The sequence below is a fragment of the Pelistega indica genome (assembly GCF_000506865.1).
In the GTDB taxonomy this organism is placed as follows: Bacteria; Pseudomonadota; Gammaproteobacteria; order Burkholderiales; family Burkholderiaceae_B; genus Taylorella; species Taylorella indica.
In genome coordinates this window covers 1-20241 of the sequence record NZ_AYSV01000008.1, presented here as the reverse complement: position 1 = coordinate 20241, position 20241 = coordinate 1, and the positions used below count along the sequence as shown (strand labels likewise).

16 protein-coding genes and 4 pseudogenes are annotated in these 20241 nt (G+C 38.4%); 11 read left to right on the top strand and 9 right to left on the bottom strand.

The genetic code is table 11. From position 1 onward, the window contains the following. Positions 1-89: 89 nt before the first annotated feature. From V757_RS16540 to alr, 4 genes are all read right to left on the bottom strand, one after another. Positions 90-812 (bottom strand): 3-deoxy-D-manno-octulosonic acid kinase, encoded by a 723-nt coding sequence (locus V757_RS16540; RefSeq protein WP_023949072.1) that lies wholly within the window; start codon positions 810-812, stop codon positions 90-92. Then, positions 805-1224, bottom strand: a complete 420-nt coding sequence (locus tag V757_RS16535) for a group II truncated hemoglobin (RefSeq protein WP_023949070.1) — start codon at positions 1222-1224, stop codon at positions 805-807. The genes V757_RS16540 and V757_RS16535 overlap by 8 nt, the downstream gene beginning before the upstream one ends. Before the next feature lie 130 nt (positions 1225-1354). Further along, positions 1355-2713: a DNA repair protein RadA gene (gene radA, locus V757_RS16530; protein ID WP_023949068.1), complete on the bottom strand. Its 1359-nt coding sequence runs from the start codon at positions 2711-2713 to the stop codon at positions 1355-1357. A 44-nt stretch (positions 2714-2757) separates the two neighbouring features. Beyond that, on the bottom strand, positions 2758-3900 hold the full coding sequence (gene alr, locus V757_RS16525) for an alanine racemase (RefSeq protein WP_023949066.1): 1143 nt from the start codon (positions 3898-3900) through the stop codon (positions 2758-2760). 118 nt (positions 3901-4018) lie between these two features. Between alr and V757_RS29515 the strand changes: the two genes are divergently transcribed. The 3 genes from V757_RS29515 to V757_RS16515 all read left to right on the top strand — a co-directional run bounded on the left by V757_RS29515 (position 4019) and on the right by V757_RS16515 (position 5472). Continuing rightward, complete coding sequence (locus tag V757_RS29515; protein WP_218184462.1) at positions 4019-4336, top strand: aspartate/glutamate racemase family protein; 318 nt, start codon at positions 4019-4021, stop codon at positions 4334-4336. Then, positions 4329-4712, top strand: coding sequence for an aspartate/glutamate racemase family protein (locus V757_RS29510; RefSeq protein WP_218184461.1), 384 nt, complete (start codon positions 4329-4331; stop codon positions 4710-4712). The genes V757_RS29515 and V757_RS29510 overlap by 8 nt, the downstream gene beginning before the upstream one ends. Before the next feature lie 340 nt (positions 4713-5052). Continuing rightward, on the top strand, positions 5053-5472 hold the full coding sequence (locus V757_RS16515) for a DoxX family protein (protein WP_023949064.1): 420 nt from the start codon (positions 5053-5055) through the stop codon (positions 5470-5472). Between the two features lie 466 nt (positions 5473-5938). Here the strand turns inward: V757_RS16515 and V757_RS16510 are convergent, their stop codons facing one another. Continuing rightward, a complete protein-coding gene (locus tag V757_RS16510; RefSeq protein ID WP_023949062.1) occupies positions 5939-7225 on the bottom strand; it encodes a dicarboxylate/amino acid:cation symporter in 1287 nt (428 codons plus the stop codon). A 256-nt stretch (positions 7226-7481) separates the two neighbouring features. Here V757_RS16510 and V757_RS16505 point away from each other — a divergent pair, with 256 nt between their 5' ends. Then, positions 7482-8360 (top strand): squalene/phytoene synthase family protein, encoded by an 879-nt coding sequence (locus V757_RS16505; RefSeq protein WP_023949060.1) that lies wholly within the window; start codon positions 7482-7484, stop codon positions 8358-8360. Positions 8361-8425: 65 nt separating this feature from the next. Here V757_RS16505 and V757_RS16500 read toward each other — a convergent pair whose 3' ends face one another. Further along, a complete protein-coding gene (locus V757_RS16500; RefSeq protein ID WP_023949058.1) occupies positions 8426-9622 on the bottom strand; it encodes an NnrS family protein in 1197 nt (398 codons plus the stop codon). Positions 9623-10265: 643 nt separating this feature from the next. On the opposite strand from V757_RS16500, the pseudogene V757_RS27790 reads away from it, so the two are divergent. Continuing rightward, positions 10266-10724 (top strand): annotated as a pseudogene (locus V757_RS27790) (DUF2778 domain-containing protein). Positions 10725-11232: 508 nt separating this feature from the next. Here V757_RS27790 and thrC read toward each other — a convergent pair. From thrC to alaC, 3 genes and pseudogenes are all read right to left on the bottom strand, one after another. Continuing rightward, positions 11233-12637: pseudogene (gene thrC / locus V757_RS16490) on the bottom strand (threonine synthase). Then, positions 12634-13947 carry a homoserine dehydrogenase gene (locus tag V757_RS16485; RefSeq protein ID WP_023949056.1) on the bottom strand — a complete coding sequence of 438 codons (1314 nt, stop codon included), beginning with the start codon at positions 13945-13947 and terminating at the stop codon, positions 12634-12636. The pseudogene thrC and the gene V757_RS16485 overlap by 4 nt, the downstream one beginning before the upstream one ends. Continuing rightward, positions 13944-15130 (bottom strand): annotated as a pseudogene (gene alaC, locus V757_RS16480) (alanine transaminase). The gene V757_RS16485 and the pseudogene alaC overlap by 4 nt, the downstream one beginning before the upstream one ends. 315 nt (positions 15131-15445) lie before the next feature. On the opposite strand from alaC, the gene V757_RS16475 reads away from it, so the two are divergent. From V757_RS16475 to V757_RS16455, 6 genes and pseudogenes are all read left to right on the top strand, one after another. After that, positions 15446-15745 carry an Mth938-like domain-containing protein gene (locus V757_RS16475; protein WP_245586937.1) on the top strand — a complete coding sequence of 100 codons (300 nt, stop codon included), beginning with the start codon at positions 15446-15448 and terminating at the stop codon, positions 15743-15745. Positions 15746-15769: 24 nt separating this feature from the next. Further along, on the top strand, positions 15770-16237 hold the full coding sequence (locus V757_RS0113070; RefSeq protein WP_031274018.1) for a peroxiredoxin: 468 nt from the start codon (positions 15770-15772) through the stop codon (positions 16235-16237). Positions 16238-16269: 32 nt separating this feature from the next. Beyond that, positions 16270-17949 (top strand): PhoH family protein, encoded by a 1680-nt coding sequence (locus tag V757_RS16470; protein WP_023949054.1) that lies wholly within the window; start codon positions 16270-16272, stop codon positions 17947-17949. Positions 17950-18038: 89 nt separating this feature from the next. Then, positions 18039-18672: pseudogene (gene gmk, locus V757_RS16465) on the top strand (guanylate kinase). A 17-nt stretch (positions 18673-18689) separates the two neighbouring features. Next, positions 18690-18896 (top strand): DNA-directed RNA polymerase subunit omega, encoded by a 207-nt coding sequence (gene rpoZ / locus V757_RS16460; protein WP_023949052.1) that lies wholly within the window; start codon positions 18690-18692, stop codon positions 18894-18896. A gap of 15 nt (positions 18897-18911) precedes the next feature. Further along, a partial coding sequence (locus tag V757_RS16455; RefSeq protein WP_023949050.1) for a RelA/SpoT family protein occupies positions 18912-20241 on the top strand: 1330 nt, incomplete at its 3' end.

Genomic DNA, 20241 nt, shown 5'->3' with positions numbered 1-20241 from the left:
TGAATGACCCTCTATGTACAAAGGTTAAAAAAGTAGAAAGTTAATAATAAGGCTTTTTTCACTATTTGCACGATTTTTTACTATCTTTTTTAATATTTTTTGTGAATATGAGACATAAATGCCAAACCTTGCTCTCCTAACACTTTTTTTAGATGTCTTTCTAAGCGTTGGAGGTTGTGTTGGCACCATGTCCCCTGCTGTGTTTCCACCTTAGCCTTATCAAAATCAATTAAATAAATTTCACCCTGTGGATTAATCAATATATTGAATGCATTAAGATCAGCATGGTTAACATTTAATGCATGCATTTTTTTAATCGCGGTGACCACTTGCTGAGCAAGCTGTGCATAGTCATCAGGAGAGGTTTTTTGTAATACAGCAATTAATGTTTGAGCATTTTCCACTTGCTCTGTAATTAAGGCTGCTTCATAAGTTAGGCCTTGACGATGATAGAATGCGGCTATGGGACGTGGTACTGGCGCATTTTGTATATACAAATAAGCCATTACACGGTATTCCGACCAAGAGCGAGTCTTTTCCACACCCTGCCATAAATAGACATTTTTGATTAGCTTACCAATTAATCCACCACGCCGATAATGACGCAACACCCCTTTAAATAAAGAATGCGTAACAAACCAAGCGGCATTACGTCCACCTACACTCACAGGTACAATTGATGAGTAAGGTAAGAAATGGGTAGTATTTACACCACCCAAGGCAAAATAACGCTCATCTATTTGTTTGGCAATTTCAGGCCAAGTACATAAAATTCTTGAATCTGTCGCCAAACTTAACGGAAAATCAATCATCTCGATTACGCATCCAATCAGCCACACCAAAAAAAGCTGTTAATAGCCTGTCTTTAAGTTCTTCTTCAGTACCACAATCCTCAAGTGCCTGAGCCATACAAGCTAGCCATTGATCTCGTTCTATAATCCCAATGGAAAACGGTAAATGACGCGCCCGTAACCGTGGATGACCAAACTGTTCTACATACAAATCTGGTCCACCTAGCCAACCACTTAAAAATAAAAATAATTTTAATCGTGCAGAATCTAGCGAATCACCATGTGTTTGACGAAGTTCTTTAAATTGAGGCTCTAAATCCATCAAATCATAAAACCTTTCGACTAGTTCTCTTACGGCTTGCTCCCCCCCTAACCGCTCATAATAAGTAAACAATTCTTTACGGGTAGGCATTTGAATATCTTTTTTAACCATAAAATATTACCTGTGTATTACGTGCGATAGTTTTTGCATTTTTTATAGACTTCATGGAAAATTCTTGCTCTATTTTTTGGATACCATTGCTCACTGAGTATTACTCTACGTATTACCCCGTTAAGCATTATTATCGTAAATAATCTAACACTTCTTCTAAACGAGAAACAGGCCAGATTTTAAGTCCCTCAATTTTTTGCTTAGGTGCATTATGCTTAGGAATCATCGCTATTTTAAACCCTAACTTTGCCGCCTCTTTTAATCGTTCTTGACCTCGAGAAGCAGGACGAATTTCACCAGCCAAACCTACTTCCCCAAAAGCCAATAAACCTTTGGGTAATGGTTTATCTCGCATAGACGATAATATCGATAGCAATACAGGCAAATCTGCCGCTGTTTCAGTTATCCGAACGCCACCCACCACGTTTACAAACACATCTTGATCAAATGTCGCCACACCAACATGACGATTTAAGACGGCTAATAGCATAGCTAGTCGACTGCCATCTAAACCAATACTTAAACGCCGTGGATTAGGGACATGCGCCGTATCAACCAACGCTTGAATCTCCACCAATAAAGGGCGTGTTCCCTCTTGTGTAGCCATCACACAAGACCCCGAAACATCTTCATTATGTTGCGATAAGAAAATGGCGGAAGGATTATTAATTCCTTTTAAACCTTTATCTGTCATGACAAACACACCTAGTTCATTCACGGCACCAAAACGATTTTTAAATGCACGAATGAGACGGTGGGTTGAATCACTTTCTCCTTCAAAGTACAAGACTGTATCTACTATATGCTCTAGTACCCTTGGACCAGCTAAGGTGCCGTCTTTGGTAACATGACCAATCATAACAATCGCTATACCATTTTGTTTTGCCATCCGTGTTAGCTGTGCAGCACATTCTCTTACTTGAGAAACAGATCCTGGAGCCGCTGTTAATTCTCCTGAAAACAAAGTTTGAATGGAGTCGATAACCGCTATTTTAGGCTTTTCTTGTTGTAATGCTTGTTGGATAGACTCTAACTGAATTTCTGCTAATAGTTTAACCTTATCAGTATTTAATTCTAAACGATGTGCTCGTAGAGCGACTTGTTCAGCAGACTCCTCACCAGTAACGTAAAGTACATCATGGCGATCTGACAAATACGACAATGCTTGAATCAATAGCGTAGATTTACCAATTCCAGGATCACCACCAATTAATACCACCCCACCAGGTACTAAGCCACCACCTAATACTCGGTCAAGCTCACTTAATCCTGTTGTTATCCGTGGTATCTCTGCAGCCTGCACTTCGGATAAGATTTTGACAGGTGCAGATTCAGCTAGGTGTGCAAAACGATTAATGCCTGAGGGAGTACTTTTCTCAACAAACTCCACCATACTATTCCAACTGTGGCAATGAGGACACTTCCCTTGCCATTTGGTGCTAACACCACCACACTCTTGACAGACAAAGCTGGTTTTTGCTTTAGCCATAAATTTATTGTTCGCCTTTAATTTTAAATTTAAATCGTTTGTACTTAAACAACCTTAATAGGTACGCGTTTTGCTAAATTACACATTATCTCATAGCCAATACGACCAGTAGCCTTAGCAACCTCATCAATGGTTGGACCGCCATCACCCCAGAACACAACTCGCGAATTCACTTGTGCACTTGGAATATGGGTCACATCAACAGTTATCATATCCATTGAAACTCGACCAATAATACTAGCTGCAACACCATCCACCATTACTGGCGTATTTTGTGGAGCACTTCTAGGATAACCGTCAGCATAACCACACGCCACGACAGCCATTTTCATGGGCTGATCCGCTGTAAATAGTGAACCATAGCCTACTTTATCTCCTGCCTTCAATTGTTGAATCGCAATCACCTTCGCCTCAAGCGTCATCGTAGGTCTAAAATCGACTGAAGGATATTGAGAAAGCTCAATATCAAAGGGAGATGACCCATACAAACAAATTCCAGGACGAACCCAATTCTCGTGATGTTGCAACGCTAAATAAGGATAGCGAATACTTGCCGCTGAGTTACATATACTTAGCTGTCCATCAAACTGAGGAGCTATAGCTAGGATTTTTTGTGCCGCATCATTCACATAAATACTCTCTAAATCTGCATTAGCAAAATGAGACATGGCACCGATACGTCCTACAATTCCTTTAGCTTTTAATTCATTGAGTTGAACTAATACGTCTTTGGCTTGATCTATGTGAAACCCTAAACGATTCATCCCTGTATTAAACTTAACTAATACATCAATTGGTTTGCCAACATTTTTTGCCTCATTGAGATAGGCAATTTGTGCCTGATGATGAATAGCTGTGGTCAATTGATAGTGCTGTAATATCTCAATGTCTTGAGAGTCGAAAAAACCTTCTAGCAATATGATTGGTTTTGTCCAGCCATTATCACGGCAAAGAATGCCATCCACCAAATCAATCATGCCGAGTGCGTCCGCTGCCTTAAAGCCTATCAACGCATTTAACGTACCATGTCCATAGGCATTAGCTTTAATCACCGCTACAATTTTAGAAAGACACTGTTGATTGATTGATGAATGGACTTTTCTAGCGAACTCAATTCTTGCTTTGACTTGCGACAAATTATGCGCCATCGCTGAAGTAGAAATAGTCGCCAATATAGGACGTGGCATAGGAATCTCTCCGTTACGGTTATTCTTTTCTTTCCATAGAGAAAGAGCTATTATAATGCATCTCATCAATACATCAGATGGATAGAAAAATCTTTATAGAAGTTACAAGGAAGTTTCCATGAAAAAAATTATCGGCATCTTGGGCGGAATGGGTCCCGCTGCCACAGCAGATATGTTCCAAAAATTTATTCAATTAACACCTGCGAGTTGTGACCAAGAACATATTCCGTTACTGATTTCCTCTATTCCTGATATTCCAGACCGTAGTACTGCCCTATTAAAAGGAGGGCCATCACCACTGCCTGCCATGCAAGATTATGTAAATCGTCTTATTTCTGCTGGTGCAAAATGTATTGTGATTGCTTGTAATACGGCACACTATTGGCATAAAGATTTACAAGTCATCATCTTCTGTTCCTATTCTAAGCATGATTGAGACTACAGCAGATGCTGCTCTTCAGTCAGGTTTAAAAAAGATTGGTATATTAGCCACCAATGCAACTTTAGCAACAGGTTTATATAAGCAAGAAATTGAAAAGCGTGGTTTAACGTATATCGAACCTAGTCCAGAAGATCAAGCACTCGTGATGGAAAGCATTTATACGCTTAAAGCAGGCAATTTTGACAAAGCTCACGAGATTATGAGTAAACAAAAAGATAATTTGTTCGCTCAAGGGGCAGAAGCCATTATTCTAGGCTGTACAGAAGTACCTATTATTTTATCAAAAGAAGCTACAGCAACACCTGAACGCTATTTGGATGCAACGCTCCTATTAGTAAAACGGGCAATTCATTGGTACAACGAAAAATAATGACCCTTTAATTAATCATTCATAAGTGATTAATTGTGAAAACTATAGTTCATCATCGAACAATCACAAGATATTGACAATCTGACGATGGATGGTACTTACTAATATGCCTAATGCTTAAAGTATTAACACATAAAGCATAACACGCCATACACAGCATATTAGTATTAAGTACCGTCCATTTTTTATGCTTTATTTAATTTTTTAGCAAATTAACTTCAATAACTCCATCTTTTCTTTTTAAGAAAAGAATCAATTCATATCATATCTTCATTTATTATTATAAAACCTTGATAATAGTCGTCATTGATTACTTTTAATCTATGCAAAGGAACATACAATGAATTCTTTTTTTGAAAAACTATCCAATCAACTAAGCCCATTTATCCTACTTATTACTCGTGTTCTAATCGGGTATATGTATCTATTACATGGTACATCTAAATTTTTTGAATACCCTCTATCAATGACTGGTAGTAACGGCTCTGTGGCATTATTTTCTATTTTTGGTTTGGCTGGTATTTTAGAAATTGGTGGCGGTATTTTATTAATACTAGGATTATTTACACGAGCGACAGCTTTTGTACTTGCTGGTCAAATGGCAGTTGCTTACTTTATGTTCCATGCAGCTCCTGCTGGTAATGTGTTAGTTCCATTACTGAACAAAGGAGAAGCCACTGCTTTATATAGCTTAGCTTTCTTATTATTAATGTATACAGGTGCTGGTAAACTCTCATTAGACGCAAAACTAGCAAAGTAAGCTGATTTTTGGTCCTAGCTCGCCCACTTCGTGACTCGCAGGTCACTCAGATTCAAACCGTCAAAAAAGAGTCCTCAATGGACTCTTTTTAGTCTGGTTTCGCCCACTTCGTGACTTACAGGTCACTCAGATTCAACCGTCAAAAAAGAGTCCTCAATGGACTCTTTTTAGTCTGGTTTCATCCACACGGACTATTTTTGGTCCTAGCTAGTCCACTTCGTGACTCGTAGGTCACTCAGATTCAACCGTCAAAAAAGAGTCCTCAATGGACTCTTTTTAGTCTGGTTTCGCCCACTTCGTGACTTACAGGTCACTCAGATTCAACCGTCAAAAAAGAGTCCTCAATGGACTCTTTTTAGTCTGGTTTCATCCACACGGACTATTTTTGGTCCTAGCTAGTCCACTTCGAGCCAGAGGCTCTCAGAATAGCTTGGCTAAAAATAGTCCGCAGGGACTATTTTTGGTCCTAGCTATTCCATCTATCTAAATCGAGTTGCTTTTCACTTTTAGCGACAGCAACAACACCTGCCATATCACCAACCACATTCATCGAAGTACGACCCATATCTAATAAAGCATCAATACCAAGAATCATGCCATAGGCAACCGCAACGGTACTGCCCGCCTCTACTTTTAAACCTACAGACTCTAATACCATTAACAACATAATAGCCCCAGCACCAGGCACACCAGCAGTACCGATAGACGCTAATACAGCTGTTAACACAATGGTTAATTGGCTAGAAAAATCAAGTGGTACACCAACAGCATTCGCAATAAAGATGGCGCAAACACCAAGATAAATCGTTGTTCCGTCCATGTTAATGGTAGCACCTACTGGTAAACCAAAGCCATAAATCGCTTTTGGCACACCCATTTTCTCTGCCGCATCAATTGATACTGGTAAGGTCGCACCAGATGAGCGTGTCACAAAGGCGGTAACCATTGGGTGACGCACTTTTGATAAGAAGCGAATAGGACTTAATCCCATCAATAAGCAAGTACCAAAGTAAACAATAACTACTTGTAGAACTAAACCAATATAAACACTAGCTGTTACATTAGCCAAAGGACCAAATGCTGTTGCACCGTTTTTAGAGAATACGATAAAAATTAACGCAAACACACCGAAAGGAGCATATTGCATCACCCAACCGACAATTTTAAACATCGCTTGGCTGACCCCTTCAATAAATAAATAAACTAAATCAGAGGCTTTTTTAACTGTTTCATCTTGGCTATCACGACCAAAAGCTAATGCCAAACCAAACATTAAACAAAAGAAAATAATAGGCAACACTTGTCCTTCTGCTATCGCATTAAAGGGATTTGTAGGAACAATATTTAATAAAATATCGACCACACTTGGAGATTGTGCTGTTTTTGCCTTGCCCTCAATAGCCGAAAGCGTTAAACCTGTACCTGGTTGAAGTACAGCACCTACGAATAGCCCAATGACAATCGCAAAGAAAGAAGTCATCATGTAGTAGAGAACTAATTTTCCCCCAATACGTCCAAGGTGAGCAGGAGCAATTGTACTAGCGCCAACAATCAAAGTGCATGCAATAACAGGCACCATAATCATTTTTAATAAACGAATAAATAAATCACCAAAAGGCGTTAAAAAGCTAATCATCTCAGGATTGTTTTGAAATAACAATCCCACAATAGCACCCAGCACTAGACCAACTAGAATTTTAACCAAAAGGTTAATCTTAAAGTAAGCCGAAAAAATGCCTTTAATTGCAGACATAGAAAAATCCTTAAAACAAGATACAACAAAATGTGAATATAACAATATGAGATTCAATCATGATAATCACTGCAATGATAAATCGATGACTTGATACATAACCCCCTATTGCCACAGTCCAAGCAACGATAACGTTCAGACCGAAAGATTATAATTCTTAACGAAATAATTGTGCATCTCCCATCAAAAATTAAGGAAATTCTTTCTTCATAATAAAGAACTTATATAATAGGAATTTTTGTAGCTGAATAAAACTATGAGCCCTCATTCCGCACCAGAACCCTCTATTCAAGATCAATACAGTGATGAAAAAACCTATAAATATGGATCAAGTGCCTACTACGCTTATTTATTTTTAGCTCAAGACACACAAAAAGACATAAAGTTATTACATGCTTTTTTCCATGAGATTTCAAACGTTCTATACATCAGCACAGAAAGCTCTGTGGCACGTTTGAAGCTTTCTTGGTGGAAAAATGAAATTGAGCAACTTTTTCATGGTAAACCTGAACACCCAATCTCACAAGCATTGGTCGCTACCATCAAAAAGTATGACCTTAAAAAACAATATTTTGATTATATTGTTGAATCTGTTGAAATGGATTTATCACATAATCGTTATCTAGACTGGACAAGCCTTAAGAATTTTTGCACGATGCAATCAGGTGCTTTTGCTTGTTTAATTACACAAGTCTTAGCGCCAACCAATGAACAAAATATCCGTTTTGCACAAAAGCTTGGGGTGGCTATTCATTTTACGCATTTGCTCAGAGGACTAGGTCAAGATGCTACTCAAGGACGCATCTATATTCCCATGGATTTTTTACGTGAACATCAAATAAAAGCAGCGGATATTCTAAATGCAAAATATTCTGATGAGTTCAGAGTGTTTATGCAAGCTCAAGGTAACTATGCCAGACAGCTTTTCAAAGAAGCACTTCCTTATTTAGCACCCGAAAGTCGTCAAGCATTACGTCCTTGCCTTATCAAGGCTAACTTATGTTTAAAACTACTAAAAGCCTTAGAAAAAGATCAGTGGCGAGTCTTGGATAAAGGAATAAGTCTCTCTCCTGTCTCAAAACTACTCACTGCTTCAAAAGTTTGGCTTAGCCAAGGTCGTTATTTTGGGATGTAATGGTATAAATTAATACCGACCTACTTCTGACTAAGCCTAATCTACTACTGTAACTCGCCTACCCTCTAACCAGGTCTACCATCAGCTCTAGGTTTAGTGAGGTATGGACCATATTGGTAAACATATGCGCCAAAAGCGATAATCCATAGCGTTGCTGCTATATGCAATAAAGGTGTAGCAAAAGGTACAAAAATAGCGACTAACCTGATTACTGTTGCCAAAATAACGCAGACATACGCTACCACCATCAATTTACTGGCTTTCAATGGACGGCCAGTATGACCTAATGCTGTTCTAGTCATCATACCGATAATCATGACCGAAAAGCCTCCCATGCCGACAAAATGTACGAACGTTGCGGGAGGAATACCTAATTGCAAAGGAAGGAAATATAAAGAAGAAATAATAAAACCAATACCTAAGAAAGCATAGGCAATATATAACACCCATAGTAATGGCACCTTGCAAACACCTAATGGTTTCCAAGTATATAATTGATACAAGGTAATAATACCCAATGCAATCAATGCAATCCCTGTCACTTCTTCTAAACCAACAATCAAACAAGCTACTGCAACAATAGCTATCCATAATTGGTATCGACCAGATTTTTCACTACGGGGAATATCTAAACCTGCACCTCGTTGGGCAAAAAACGGAATAACTCGACGACCAATTAACAAGGCAATATAACTCATCACTAACATACCAATAGCAAAACCAGTACGCAATAAATCAAATCGACCTATATACACAGTGATAAGGTAACTCGCATTCGCTAAGCCTAGGCCAATTAACGCAATAGCAAGAGGATAGTTTTGCTTACTTTTAGCTTTTAACAGCACTTTTGCCAATGCCCATGCTGCATATAAGAAGAATGCCACATCTGATACACCAGCAATAAAAAAAGGTATATTGCCGGGAATAAGATAAGCTATACGAGCGATTAGCCATAACCCACATAAACTTGCTAAAGGCCAAGATTTAAGTGGATTAGAGCCTGTCCATGTAGCACTGGCTGTTAGTAAAAAAGCAACGGCAATAGACGCTACAAACCCCCATAGCATCTCGTGAGCATGCCACCATACATTATTCATTTGTCCCATCAAATAAGAAGGTGCAAATATCCATATAGCGATCGAAATCACTGCCCAAATGGCACAGAGTAAATAAAGAGGTCTAAACCCCAATGCAAAAAATACCTCAAAGCGTGAAGATTGACGCTTTGACGGACTTGGTATCTCTATCTGTACTAATCCCATATCAATACCCCAATTAAAAATAAAAACGTATTAAAAACACTTCTTTAAAAATTCTTTATCTTCACCTAAAAACACGCAGTGATCGATAAGTTCTTTACCCGACTATTTTAATCGGAAATAGACTAAAAACAATTGATAAATGATAAGTTTTTCTTCATCGTAGATAAACTCATCATATAGTCTTTTAATACCAACACCTATTTAACAGGCCATGCTTTAATACGCACTTCCCCATAACTTCTCACAATACCCTTTCACGAAACAAAACTATACTCACCATGAAAAATCCCCCATAAAGGGTTGTAACCACTCTATGGGGGGCTTCTGTTGCTACTCAATTCAAAAAACCAAGACTTTACATTTACAGGTTATTTAGCTCTATTTGGCTCATTATTTACAATATTATTATTTATTATGAAATATTTCCCAATATCTGATTAATTTAGAAACAATTTATTTAGTCATTATCTCGCAAAAAATAGACCCTAAGCATAATCAGTTTAATATATAACGCCTACACTATTACTAATTAGATTTAAAAATAAATTGCATAATTTTTTATATTGTCTTGAGCTCTTATTTAATCTACACTTAGCACAGTGAAGTAATTTTTAATGCGTTTTTATTTAAGCGAAGAGAAAATATGATAAATGCCAAATTCAAATTAAACTCAAAGGAGATGAGTAGCTTAGAGATTAATGGAAACAAATATGATGCCTTTTCAGGAATGGCAGATTATAGAAATAAATCTCAATATATTTGTTTAGCGAAAATTGGTCCAATTCCAATTGGGACATATTATATTGTCGATAGATAGTCAGGTGGGAGACTTAGTCAAATAAGAGAGCTTTTTTCTAATAAAAGAGAGTGGTTTGCCCTCTATAAAAAAGATGACCAAGTTGATGATTTTGTATTTTGTGATTCTATTAAAAGAGGTCAGTTTCGTTTACACCCTAAAGGACGGCTTGGAATTAGTGAAGGTTGCATAACTATTGATAATATGAATGATTACTCTCAAATTCGTAACTATATTCTTAACTCACCTAAATATCCCATTCCTAACTCAGCATATTTAACTTATGGTATTGTGGCAGTTTCATGAAAAAATACTTCTTTCTTCTGAAATTATTTCTGTATGTTATAGCTATTTTAACCCATATGTTTTTATGGATAAGATACGAGAGTTTTTTTCCTGTATATCCTGAATGGTTTATATTTTTTCTTTTTTTCTGTCTGTAGACCTATTGAAAACTATTGTGGACAAGAAACCCTTACAGATTTATATTATCTTGTTGGTTCTACTATCAATGTGAGTATTATGGTATTGGTGATTTATGCAATTTATCATTTAATAACGTCAAAACGCAAATCATCATAAAAAAATAAGATTACAAAAATAATCAAGAAAATTCTTTACCCTAACATATTCAACCTTTCCTACCCCTAAAATACTAATTAATATTTACTAAACTCAGATAGCACAACTCTAGTATCTTATCTATCCGTCAGAGGCTAAATAAAAACTATACTCACCATGAAAAATCCCCCATAAAGGGTTGTAACCACTCTATGGGGGGGATTTATAGTGAGAATAAAATTAAAAGATAGCCTTAAATTCTCTCTTGCATATATTTTCTCACCACTTCTACATCACAATCAACAACATCCACTCGTTGAGGAAGATTTTTCAATCCTTTGAGATGTTCAGGGATTGGTGCTGGCTGACCAATAGCCTCTTGTATCGTTTCAGTAAATTTAGCGGGTAATGCAGTTTCTAGGACCAACATTTTCACCCCCTCTTCTAGGTGTTCTCTCGCCACTTTTACACCATCCGCGGTATGTGGATCCATCAAGTAACCATGCTGTTCAAACTCGTGCTTAATCGTTGCTAGACGATCAGCATGAGTACTCATACCAGCCACAAAGCCATATTTTTCCTCAAATAAAGGCTTCATCGTTGATAAATCAAACTCACCCTGTTGTGCTAAGCTATCCCAAAGAGCTTTAACCTTAGTACCGTCACTATCCAATAAATGATAAATAAATCGCTCAAAATTTGACGCTTTAGAAATATCCATTGAAGGACTAGATGTAGCATACGTATTGGCGGCTGAACGAGGACGATAAATCCCTGTACGGAAAAACTCTTCCAACACATTATTTTCGTTGGTAGCCACTACCAAATGCCGAATTGGCAATCCCATCATACGAGCAATATGGCCTGATAATATATTGCCAAAATTTCCTGACGGCACAGTAAATGAGACCTGCTCATCTGATTGGCTTGTCACACGCAACCACGCCCAGAAATAATAAACCACCTGAGCTGAAATACGCCCAAAATTAATAGAGTTCACCGCACCTAAATGATAGTGCTCTTTGAACGCTAAGTCATTCCCCAATGCCTTAACAATATCCTGACACTCATCGAAAACACCTTTAACAGATAAATTAAAAAATATTTTCATCTTGTAAAGAGTACATTTGTGCACGTTGAAATTCGCTCATACGGCCAAAAGGTGACAACATAAATACCTTAATACCTTTTTTGCCACGCAATGCATATTCTGCCGCTGATCCTGTATCGCCAGATGTAGCCCCAAGAATATTCAAGGTTGCGCCACGCTTAGCTAGAACATATTCAAAAATATTGCCTAAAAACTGCATTGCCATATCTTTGAATGCTAATGTCGGTCCCTCTGATAATCCCACCAAACTAATTTGATCATCTAATTTCTTAATAGGCACAATCTCATCAGAACCAAACGCTTGTTTGTTATAACTCTTATGAGCTAATTGATGTAAATCATCTTTAGGAATATCCGTAATGAATAGGCTTAATACTTCTGTTGCCAAATCTGCATAGGATAATTGACGCCATTGCTCCAACATATCCGCACTCACTTGAGGCATGATTTCTGGCATAGCCAAGCCACCGTCTCTTGCTAATCCTTCTAACAAGATATCGGAAAAATTAACAGCTTGACCACCTCCTCGGGTAGATACATATTTCATGATAAATTCTCCATGCGCAGATGTGTAATCGCAGAGCGAACAAAATCTAAGCCCTCAATTTGTTTAATTGCTGCCAGCACATCACCTTCTTTAGCATTGTGTGTCAAGAAAATAATTGACGCCTGATTCTCGCCTTTATTGTCCTGTATCATAGAGCTAATGGAAATTTGATGACTTGCTAATACTTTAGCAATATCCGCCATCACGCCAGGTCTATCCTCTACACCTAGTCGTAAATAATAAGAGGAAATAACTTCTTCTATCGGTAAAATCGGATAATCAGCTAAAGCATCTGCTTGGAATGCCAAATGCGGGACACGATTTTCTGGGTCAGCCGTATGTAAACGTGTCACATCAACCAAATCTGCTACCACCGCTGAGGCTGTTGGTTCTGAGCCAGCTCCGGCACCATAGTAAAGCGTCTCGCCAATAGCATCCCCTTTAACCACTACCGCATTCATTGCCCCTTCAACATTAGCAATAAGCTTATTTTTAGGTACTAAACAAGGATGAACTCTTAACTCAATACCCTTTTCACGTCGAATAGCTAAACCTAGTAATTTGATACGGTAACCGAGACGATCTGCTGCCACTACATCTTCTTGTGCTAAATGACTGATACCCTCAACATAGACTTTGTCAAACTGCACAGGAATACCAAAAGCAATCGAAGCCAAAATGGCTAATTTATGAGCGGCATCAACACCTTCAATATCAAATGTAGGATCTGCTTCTGCATAGCCTAACTCTTGAGCTTTTTTAAGTACATCCGCAAATGGCAACCCCTTCTCTCGCATTTCTGTCAGAATAAAGTTTGTCGTACCATTAATAATACCAGCCAACCATTGGATACGATTAGCTGTTAATCCTTCACGAACAGACTTAATAATCGGAATACCCCCAGCAACCGCTGCCTCAAAGGCAACAATCACTTTTTTATTGCTAGCGGCGGCAAAAATCTCATTCCCATGCATTGCCAATAATGCTTTATTGGCTGTGACCACATGTTTACCATTTTCAATCGCTTTAAGCACAAGCTCTTTTGCTAGAGTCGTGCCACCGATTAACTCAACCACGATATCAATATCAGGATCATTAACAACAGTCATTAAATCATTATCAACTGGCACTGCGGCACCAACAACATTGATAGCTTTAGCAGGCGTTCTTGTAGCAATTCTAACAATTTCAATATGACGCCCTGCACGACGTGCAATTTCTTCAGCATTACGAGTCAATACATTCCAAGTACCACTCCCCACAACACCAAAACCTAATAAACCAACCTTAAGGGGATTTAACTGACTCATTTCAGATAGCCATCCTTTTTAAACATTTCCTTGATACCACGTAATGCTTGCTTAGTACGCTGCTCGTTTTCAATCAAAGCAAAACGAACATAATCATCACCTAATTCACCAAAACCAATGCCCGGTGAAACAGCCACTTTTGCTTGGGCTAATAATTTTTTAGAGAATTCCAATGACTTCATATGTGCATATTGTTCTGGGATTTTTGCCCAGATATACATAGAAGCTTTAGGGATATCAACCATCCAACCTATTTCATGCAAACCTTTGACAAGCACATCACGACGTTTTTGATACTCTTGAGTAACTTCATGTACACAATCTTGTGGACCTTCTAATGCCGCTATTGATGCTACTTGGATAGGCGTAAACGTACCATAATCATGGTAAGACTTAATACGAGCTAAGGCATTAACAATTTCTGCGTTACCTACCATAAAACCAACACGCCAACCCGCCATATTATAGCTTTTACTCATCGTAAAAAACTCAACAGCCACATCCTTGGCACCGGGCACCTGCATAATAGAAGGTGCTACATAACCATCAAAAGTAATATCTGCATAAGCAAGGTCATGCACAACAATAATATTTTCTTCCCTAGCGAGCTTAACAATACGCTCAAAAAACTCTAACTCAACACATTGTGCTGTTGGATTGCTTGGGAAGCCAATAATCAACATTTTAGGTTTAGGGAATGTATTGTGAATAGCTGATTCAATTTCGGCAAAGAAATCAATATTTGGTCCCATAGGGATTGAACGCACATTAGCTCCCGCAATAACGGCGCCATAAATATGAATTGGATAACTTGGATTTGGCACTAGCACAGTATCCCCTTCATCCAATGTAGCTAGCATTAAGTGTGCTAAGCCTCTTTTGAACCAATTGTTACAATCGCTTCTGAGTCGGGATCAAAGGCAACATCATAACGACGCAAGTACCAATCAGTAATCGCTTTACGTAAACGAGGAATACCTTTAGAAACGGAATAACCGTGAGTATCTGGTCGTAATGTGGCTTCGACCATTTTTTTAACGATATGTTCTGGTGTAGAGCCATCTGGATTACCCATAGACATATCGATAATATCTTCCCCACGTCGTCGCGCGGCCATTTTCAACTCACCAGTAATATTAAATACATAGGGTGGTAAACGCTGAATGCGAGGGAAATTTCTCATGATCATACCTTAAGAAAATTAAAATTATAAACTTATAAAAATAGCTTATTTTAGGCTTGAAATGCAAGGTATTTTGAATTTCCGCAGAATTTATTTTGCTTTATTTTTTTCTTATAATATTAAACTATAACAAACCTGTCATATTAGGATATTAAGATAATAAAAACATTGGAGTTTATGTGCAATTACATCGAGAACCGCGAACAGCCCTAAATACCGTTACTGGTTATGGTGAAGATTATATCGAAGTCAATGATACACGCTATCACCATCCTATCTATTTTAAGCCCYACGGCAGAAATATCAGAGTGGTCTGTGAATCACTTTACAGAGATTACTCTTGAACATATCGAAACAGCGGCTGGCCTAGTCAAAGCTAGCACATCTGCTTTAGACTTTCTCAACGATACTCCCCAAGTCAATTATATTGATGCACCAGAGGTTATTATTATTGGTACTGGTAAGCGTCAGGCATTTATTTCACCTAGTATTCTTGCCCCTCTTATGCACGCACGTATAGGTATTGAGACTATGGACTCAAAAGCCGCTGCTCGAACATATAATGTACTTATGTCAGAAGGCAGAAAAGTGGCTATTGCTTTATTAATTGACTAATTATTTTAAGAAAAGGATATTCATATGAGTCAAATTGAAATTGGAAAAAAAGTACCCGACTGGAATGCTGAAAGTAACCAAGGAACCTTATCACTCAAAGATTTCGCAGAAAAAAAACTAGTATTGTATTTTTACCCTAAAGATAGCACGCCTGGTTGCACGACAGAAGCACAAAACTTTAGAGATAGCATTGAAGAATTTTCTCAACTCAATACAGCTGTGGTTGGTGTTTCCCGCGACTCTCTTAAATCACATGACAACTTTAGTACTAAACAAGACTTGCCTTTCGCCTTGATTTCAGACCCAGATGAAACATTATGTGAATTATTTGGTGTGATGAAGCTTAAAAATATGTACGGTAAACAAGTGCGAGGTATAGAGCGCTCAACGTTTGTGATTGATGAAAATGGTATTCTGCAACAAGAATGGCGTGGCGTTAAAGTGCCACAGCATGTTGAGACTGTTTTAGCCTTTATCCGTGGCCTTAACTAATCCCCCTTAAATCTAACCCTCAGGAAATTGATATGCCTTTACCAAAAATGCCCACTACTCTAGCGAGTAAAGTTGATGTATCCAAAGAACCTAAAGCAGAGTTAACACCATCGACGACTGGACAAACTCCTTTACGCACTAAGGCAAACCTGACTGAGGGGGTGAAACCCACAACAGTAGCAAACAATACAACCGTAAGTACAGCAACAGCGCCTAATAAACCCTCTGTTGCATCAACGGCTTCTACTACTACCACTAAAGCATCTGAGAAAAAAGCGACAAAACCGGCTAATCGTCACCATAAAAAAGCTAGCTCACAAGGCACTGGAGCCACTAAACTCTTTGTATTAGATACCAATGTGCTATTGCATGACCCAACCTCATTATTCCGCTTTGAGGAACATGATATTTACTTACCCATGATGGCACTAGAAGAGTTAGACCATAATAAAAAGGGTATGACAGAAGTCGCACGTAATGCACGCCAAGTCAGCCGTACACTAGATGATCTATGTACAGAGTCAACAAACCTCTCCGAAGGGCTAGCTTTAAATAGTTTAGGCAATAAAGAAGCTACTGGTCGCCTCTGGTTTCAAACTGAAAAACTTGATGATCCTTTAAGCATTGCCCTGCCCTCTGGAAAAGCAGACAATATGATCCTCACCGTGGTACAAAGCTTGCAAAATCAATTTCCACAACGCCAAGTAACGCTTGTGTCTAAAGACATCAATATGCGTCTTAAAGCACGTGCTCTTGGCTTAAGTGCTGAAGACTATTTAAATGACCACACGGTTGAAGACTCTGATTTAATCTATGAGGGCAATATTCTTTTACCCGATAATTTTTGGGTAAAACATAGCAAAGATATGGAGTCGTGGACACAAGCTGGTACGACTTTTTATCGCATTAAAGGCCCTCATGTAGCGGATTTTAGTGTGAATGAGTTTGTGTATTTTGAAGGCGATAGCCCTCTTTACACTCAAGTAAAAGAAGTCAGTGGCAAAACCGCTGTACTAGCAACAATCCGTGATTATACGCATCCTAAAAATAATGTTTGGGGCGTTAGTGCACGTAATCGTGAGCAAAATTTTGCCCTCAATTTACTGATGAATCCTGATATTGATTTTGTTACTTTATTAGGTCAAGCCGGTACAGGTAAAACATTATTGGCCTTAGCGGCTGGGCTTACCCAAGTATTAGAAACCAAGCGTTACACAGAAATTATTATGACCCGTGCTACCGTATCGGTCGGTGAAGATATTGGTTTCTTACCGGGAACAGAAGAAGAAAAAATGCAACCATGGATGGGCGCCTTAGAGGATAACTTAGAGTTTTTAAATACACGTGCACGCCAAGATAGCTCCATTCAATGGGAACGCAGTCTTAGTAAGGAAATTATCCAATCGCATATCAAAGTAAAATCAATGAACTTTATGCGTGGACGAACTTTTTTAAATAAATTTGTGATTATTGATGAAGCACAAAACTTAACACCTAAACAAATGAAAACCCTTATCACTCGTGCAGGTCCGGGGACAAAAATCGTTTGTATGGGTAATATTGCACAAATTGATACCCCTTATTTAACCGAGGGCAGTTCTGGTATTACCTACGTTGTGGATCGTTTTAAAGGCTGGCCACATTCAGGACATATTACATTGCAAAAAGGCGAACGTTCTCGCTTAGCTGACTATGCGAGTGATGCACTCTAGGCTAGCATAGCAAAAAGACTAATTTTTATCACGGTTGAATACTTTTTTGCTATGATAAGAGTCTCTTTTTGCTGTAAGAAAGGCTAACTATGAAATATCCTGGTAATGTATTTATGATATCTGCTCCTAGTGGTGCGGGAAAATCCAGTTTGGTCAATGCATTATTAAAAAAATATCCTGACATCCATTTATCCATATCATGTACGACTAGACCAGCTCGTCCTGGTGAAGAGCATGGTCGTGAATATCATTTTGTTTCAGTGGAAGAATTTTCTAAATGGCGTGAGCATAATAACCTCTTAGAATGGGCGGAAGTACATGGTAATTTTTATGGTACACCTCGTCCATTCGTAGAGGAAAAAATCAGAAATGGTGAAAATATTTTGCTAGAAATTGATTGGCAAGGTGCACGTCAAGTACGTAAACAATTTCCGGATATTATTGATATTTTTATCCTCCCCCCCCTCTATTGAAGAACTTGAAAATCGCCTGAAAAATCGTGGTCAAGATTCAGACACCGTCATTTCTCGCCGATTATTAGCTGCAAGTAGTGAAATTGCCCACGCAGATGAGTTCGAATATGTTATTATTAATGACTCATTTGATACTGCTTTAACACAATTAGAACAAATTGTTTCAACAGCTGGATTACGTTATCCAAGTCAAGCGGTAAAGCATCACAAACTTTTTGCTGAATTGGGAATTTCTTATACCCCAAAATAATATTTTAGGTTTTTATCATGGCTCGTATTACTGTAGAAGATAGTTTAGAAAAAATCCCTAATCGTTTTGATTTAACATTAGTCGCCACTTACCGTGCTCGTGAATTAGCACAAGGTCATCAACCTCGCGTAGAAGTCAATAATGACAAACCTACTGTAATTGCTTTACGCGAAATTGCCGAAGGCAAAACTGGCTTAGAAATGTTAAGCAAAGTACCTACTTAATAGGGAGATGTGCTGATGGGTCTCAAAGGTGTGTCATCATCATTTCTTAATGCCTTACGTCAGAAGTCACCTTTTAAACGTAAGCAGAAAAAACCTGCAGCACAATCGTTAACTAATCCAACCCCTACCCCATCTCCAAAAGGTGATTTATTTGATGGGGTATTGTCGCAAATAAAAACTTACCTCCCCTCTACGGATGTTGCACAAATTCGTGAGGCTTTTTTATTTGCTGAAAAAGCACACACTGGGCAAATGCGCTCTAGTGGTGATCCTTACATTACTCACCCTGTCGCCGTTACCGAAATTTGTGCCCATTGGAAACTAGACCCTAATGCGTTGATGGCAGCGCTATTGCATGATGTCATTGAAGATCAAGATATCAAAAAATCTGAAATAGCTGAACGTTTTAACGAAGATGTCGCTGATTTAGTCGATGGCTTAACCAAGTTAGAGCGTATTAATTTTGCAAGCAAAGCCGAGCAACAAGCCGAAAGCTTTCGCAAAATGTTGCTAGCCACAGCTAAAGATGTTCGTGTTATTTTGGTGAAATTAGCAGATCGCTTGCATAATATGCGCACGCTGGACGGCGTGGATGCTACTAAAGCAAGAAGGGTCGCTAATGAAACATTAGAGATTTATGCTCCTATCGCCAATCGTTTAGGTTTAAACAATCTCGTCCGTGAGTTTGAAGATTTAGCTTTCGCTGCGTATTATCCCAATCGTTATCGTGTACTAAAAAAAGCACTAGAAAATGCCCATGGCACTCGTCGTAATCTCTTAGGCAAGATTACCGATAATATCCGTGCAGCCCTCCCAGCCTATGGTATTGAGGGCAAAATTGCCAGCCGTGAAAAAACACTCTATAGCATCCATAAGAAAATGAAAGAACAAAAAAAATCATTTTCAGATGTATTGGATATTTATGGATTTAGAATTATTGTAAATACCCTCACAGAATGCTATATCGTGCTAGGTGTATTACATCAACTTTATCGCCCTGTTCCGGGAAAGTTCAAAGACTATATTGCTATACCAAAAATCAATGGTTACCAGTCTCTACATACAACACTTGTAGGTCCTTACGGTACGCCTATTGAGTTCCAAATTCGTACTATACATATGGACCATATTGCAGAAGAAGGTGTGGCTTCTCATTGGCTATATAAGAGCGATGATATGACCTTGAGTGATTTGCAAAAGCAAACTCATCGTTGGTTGCAATCATTATTGGATATCCAAAGTCAAACAGGTGACTCCTCAGAGTTCCTAGAGATACGTCAAAGTGGATTTATTCTGACTCTGTTTATGTTGCTTACACCAAGAGGAAAAATTATTTCTCACCACG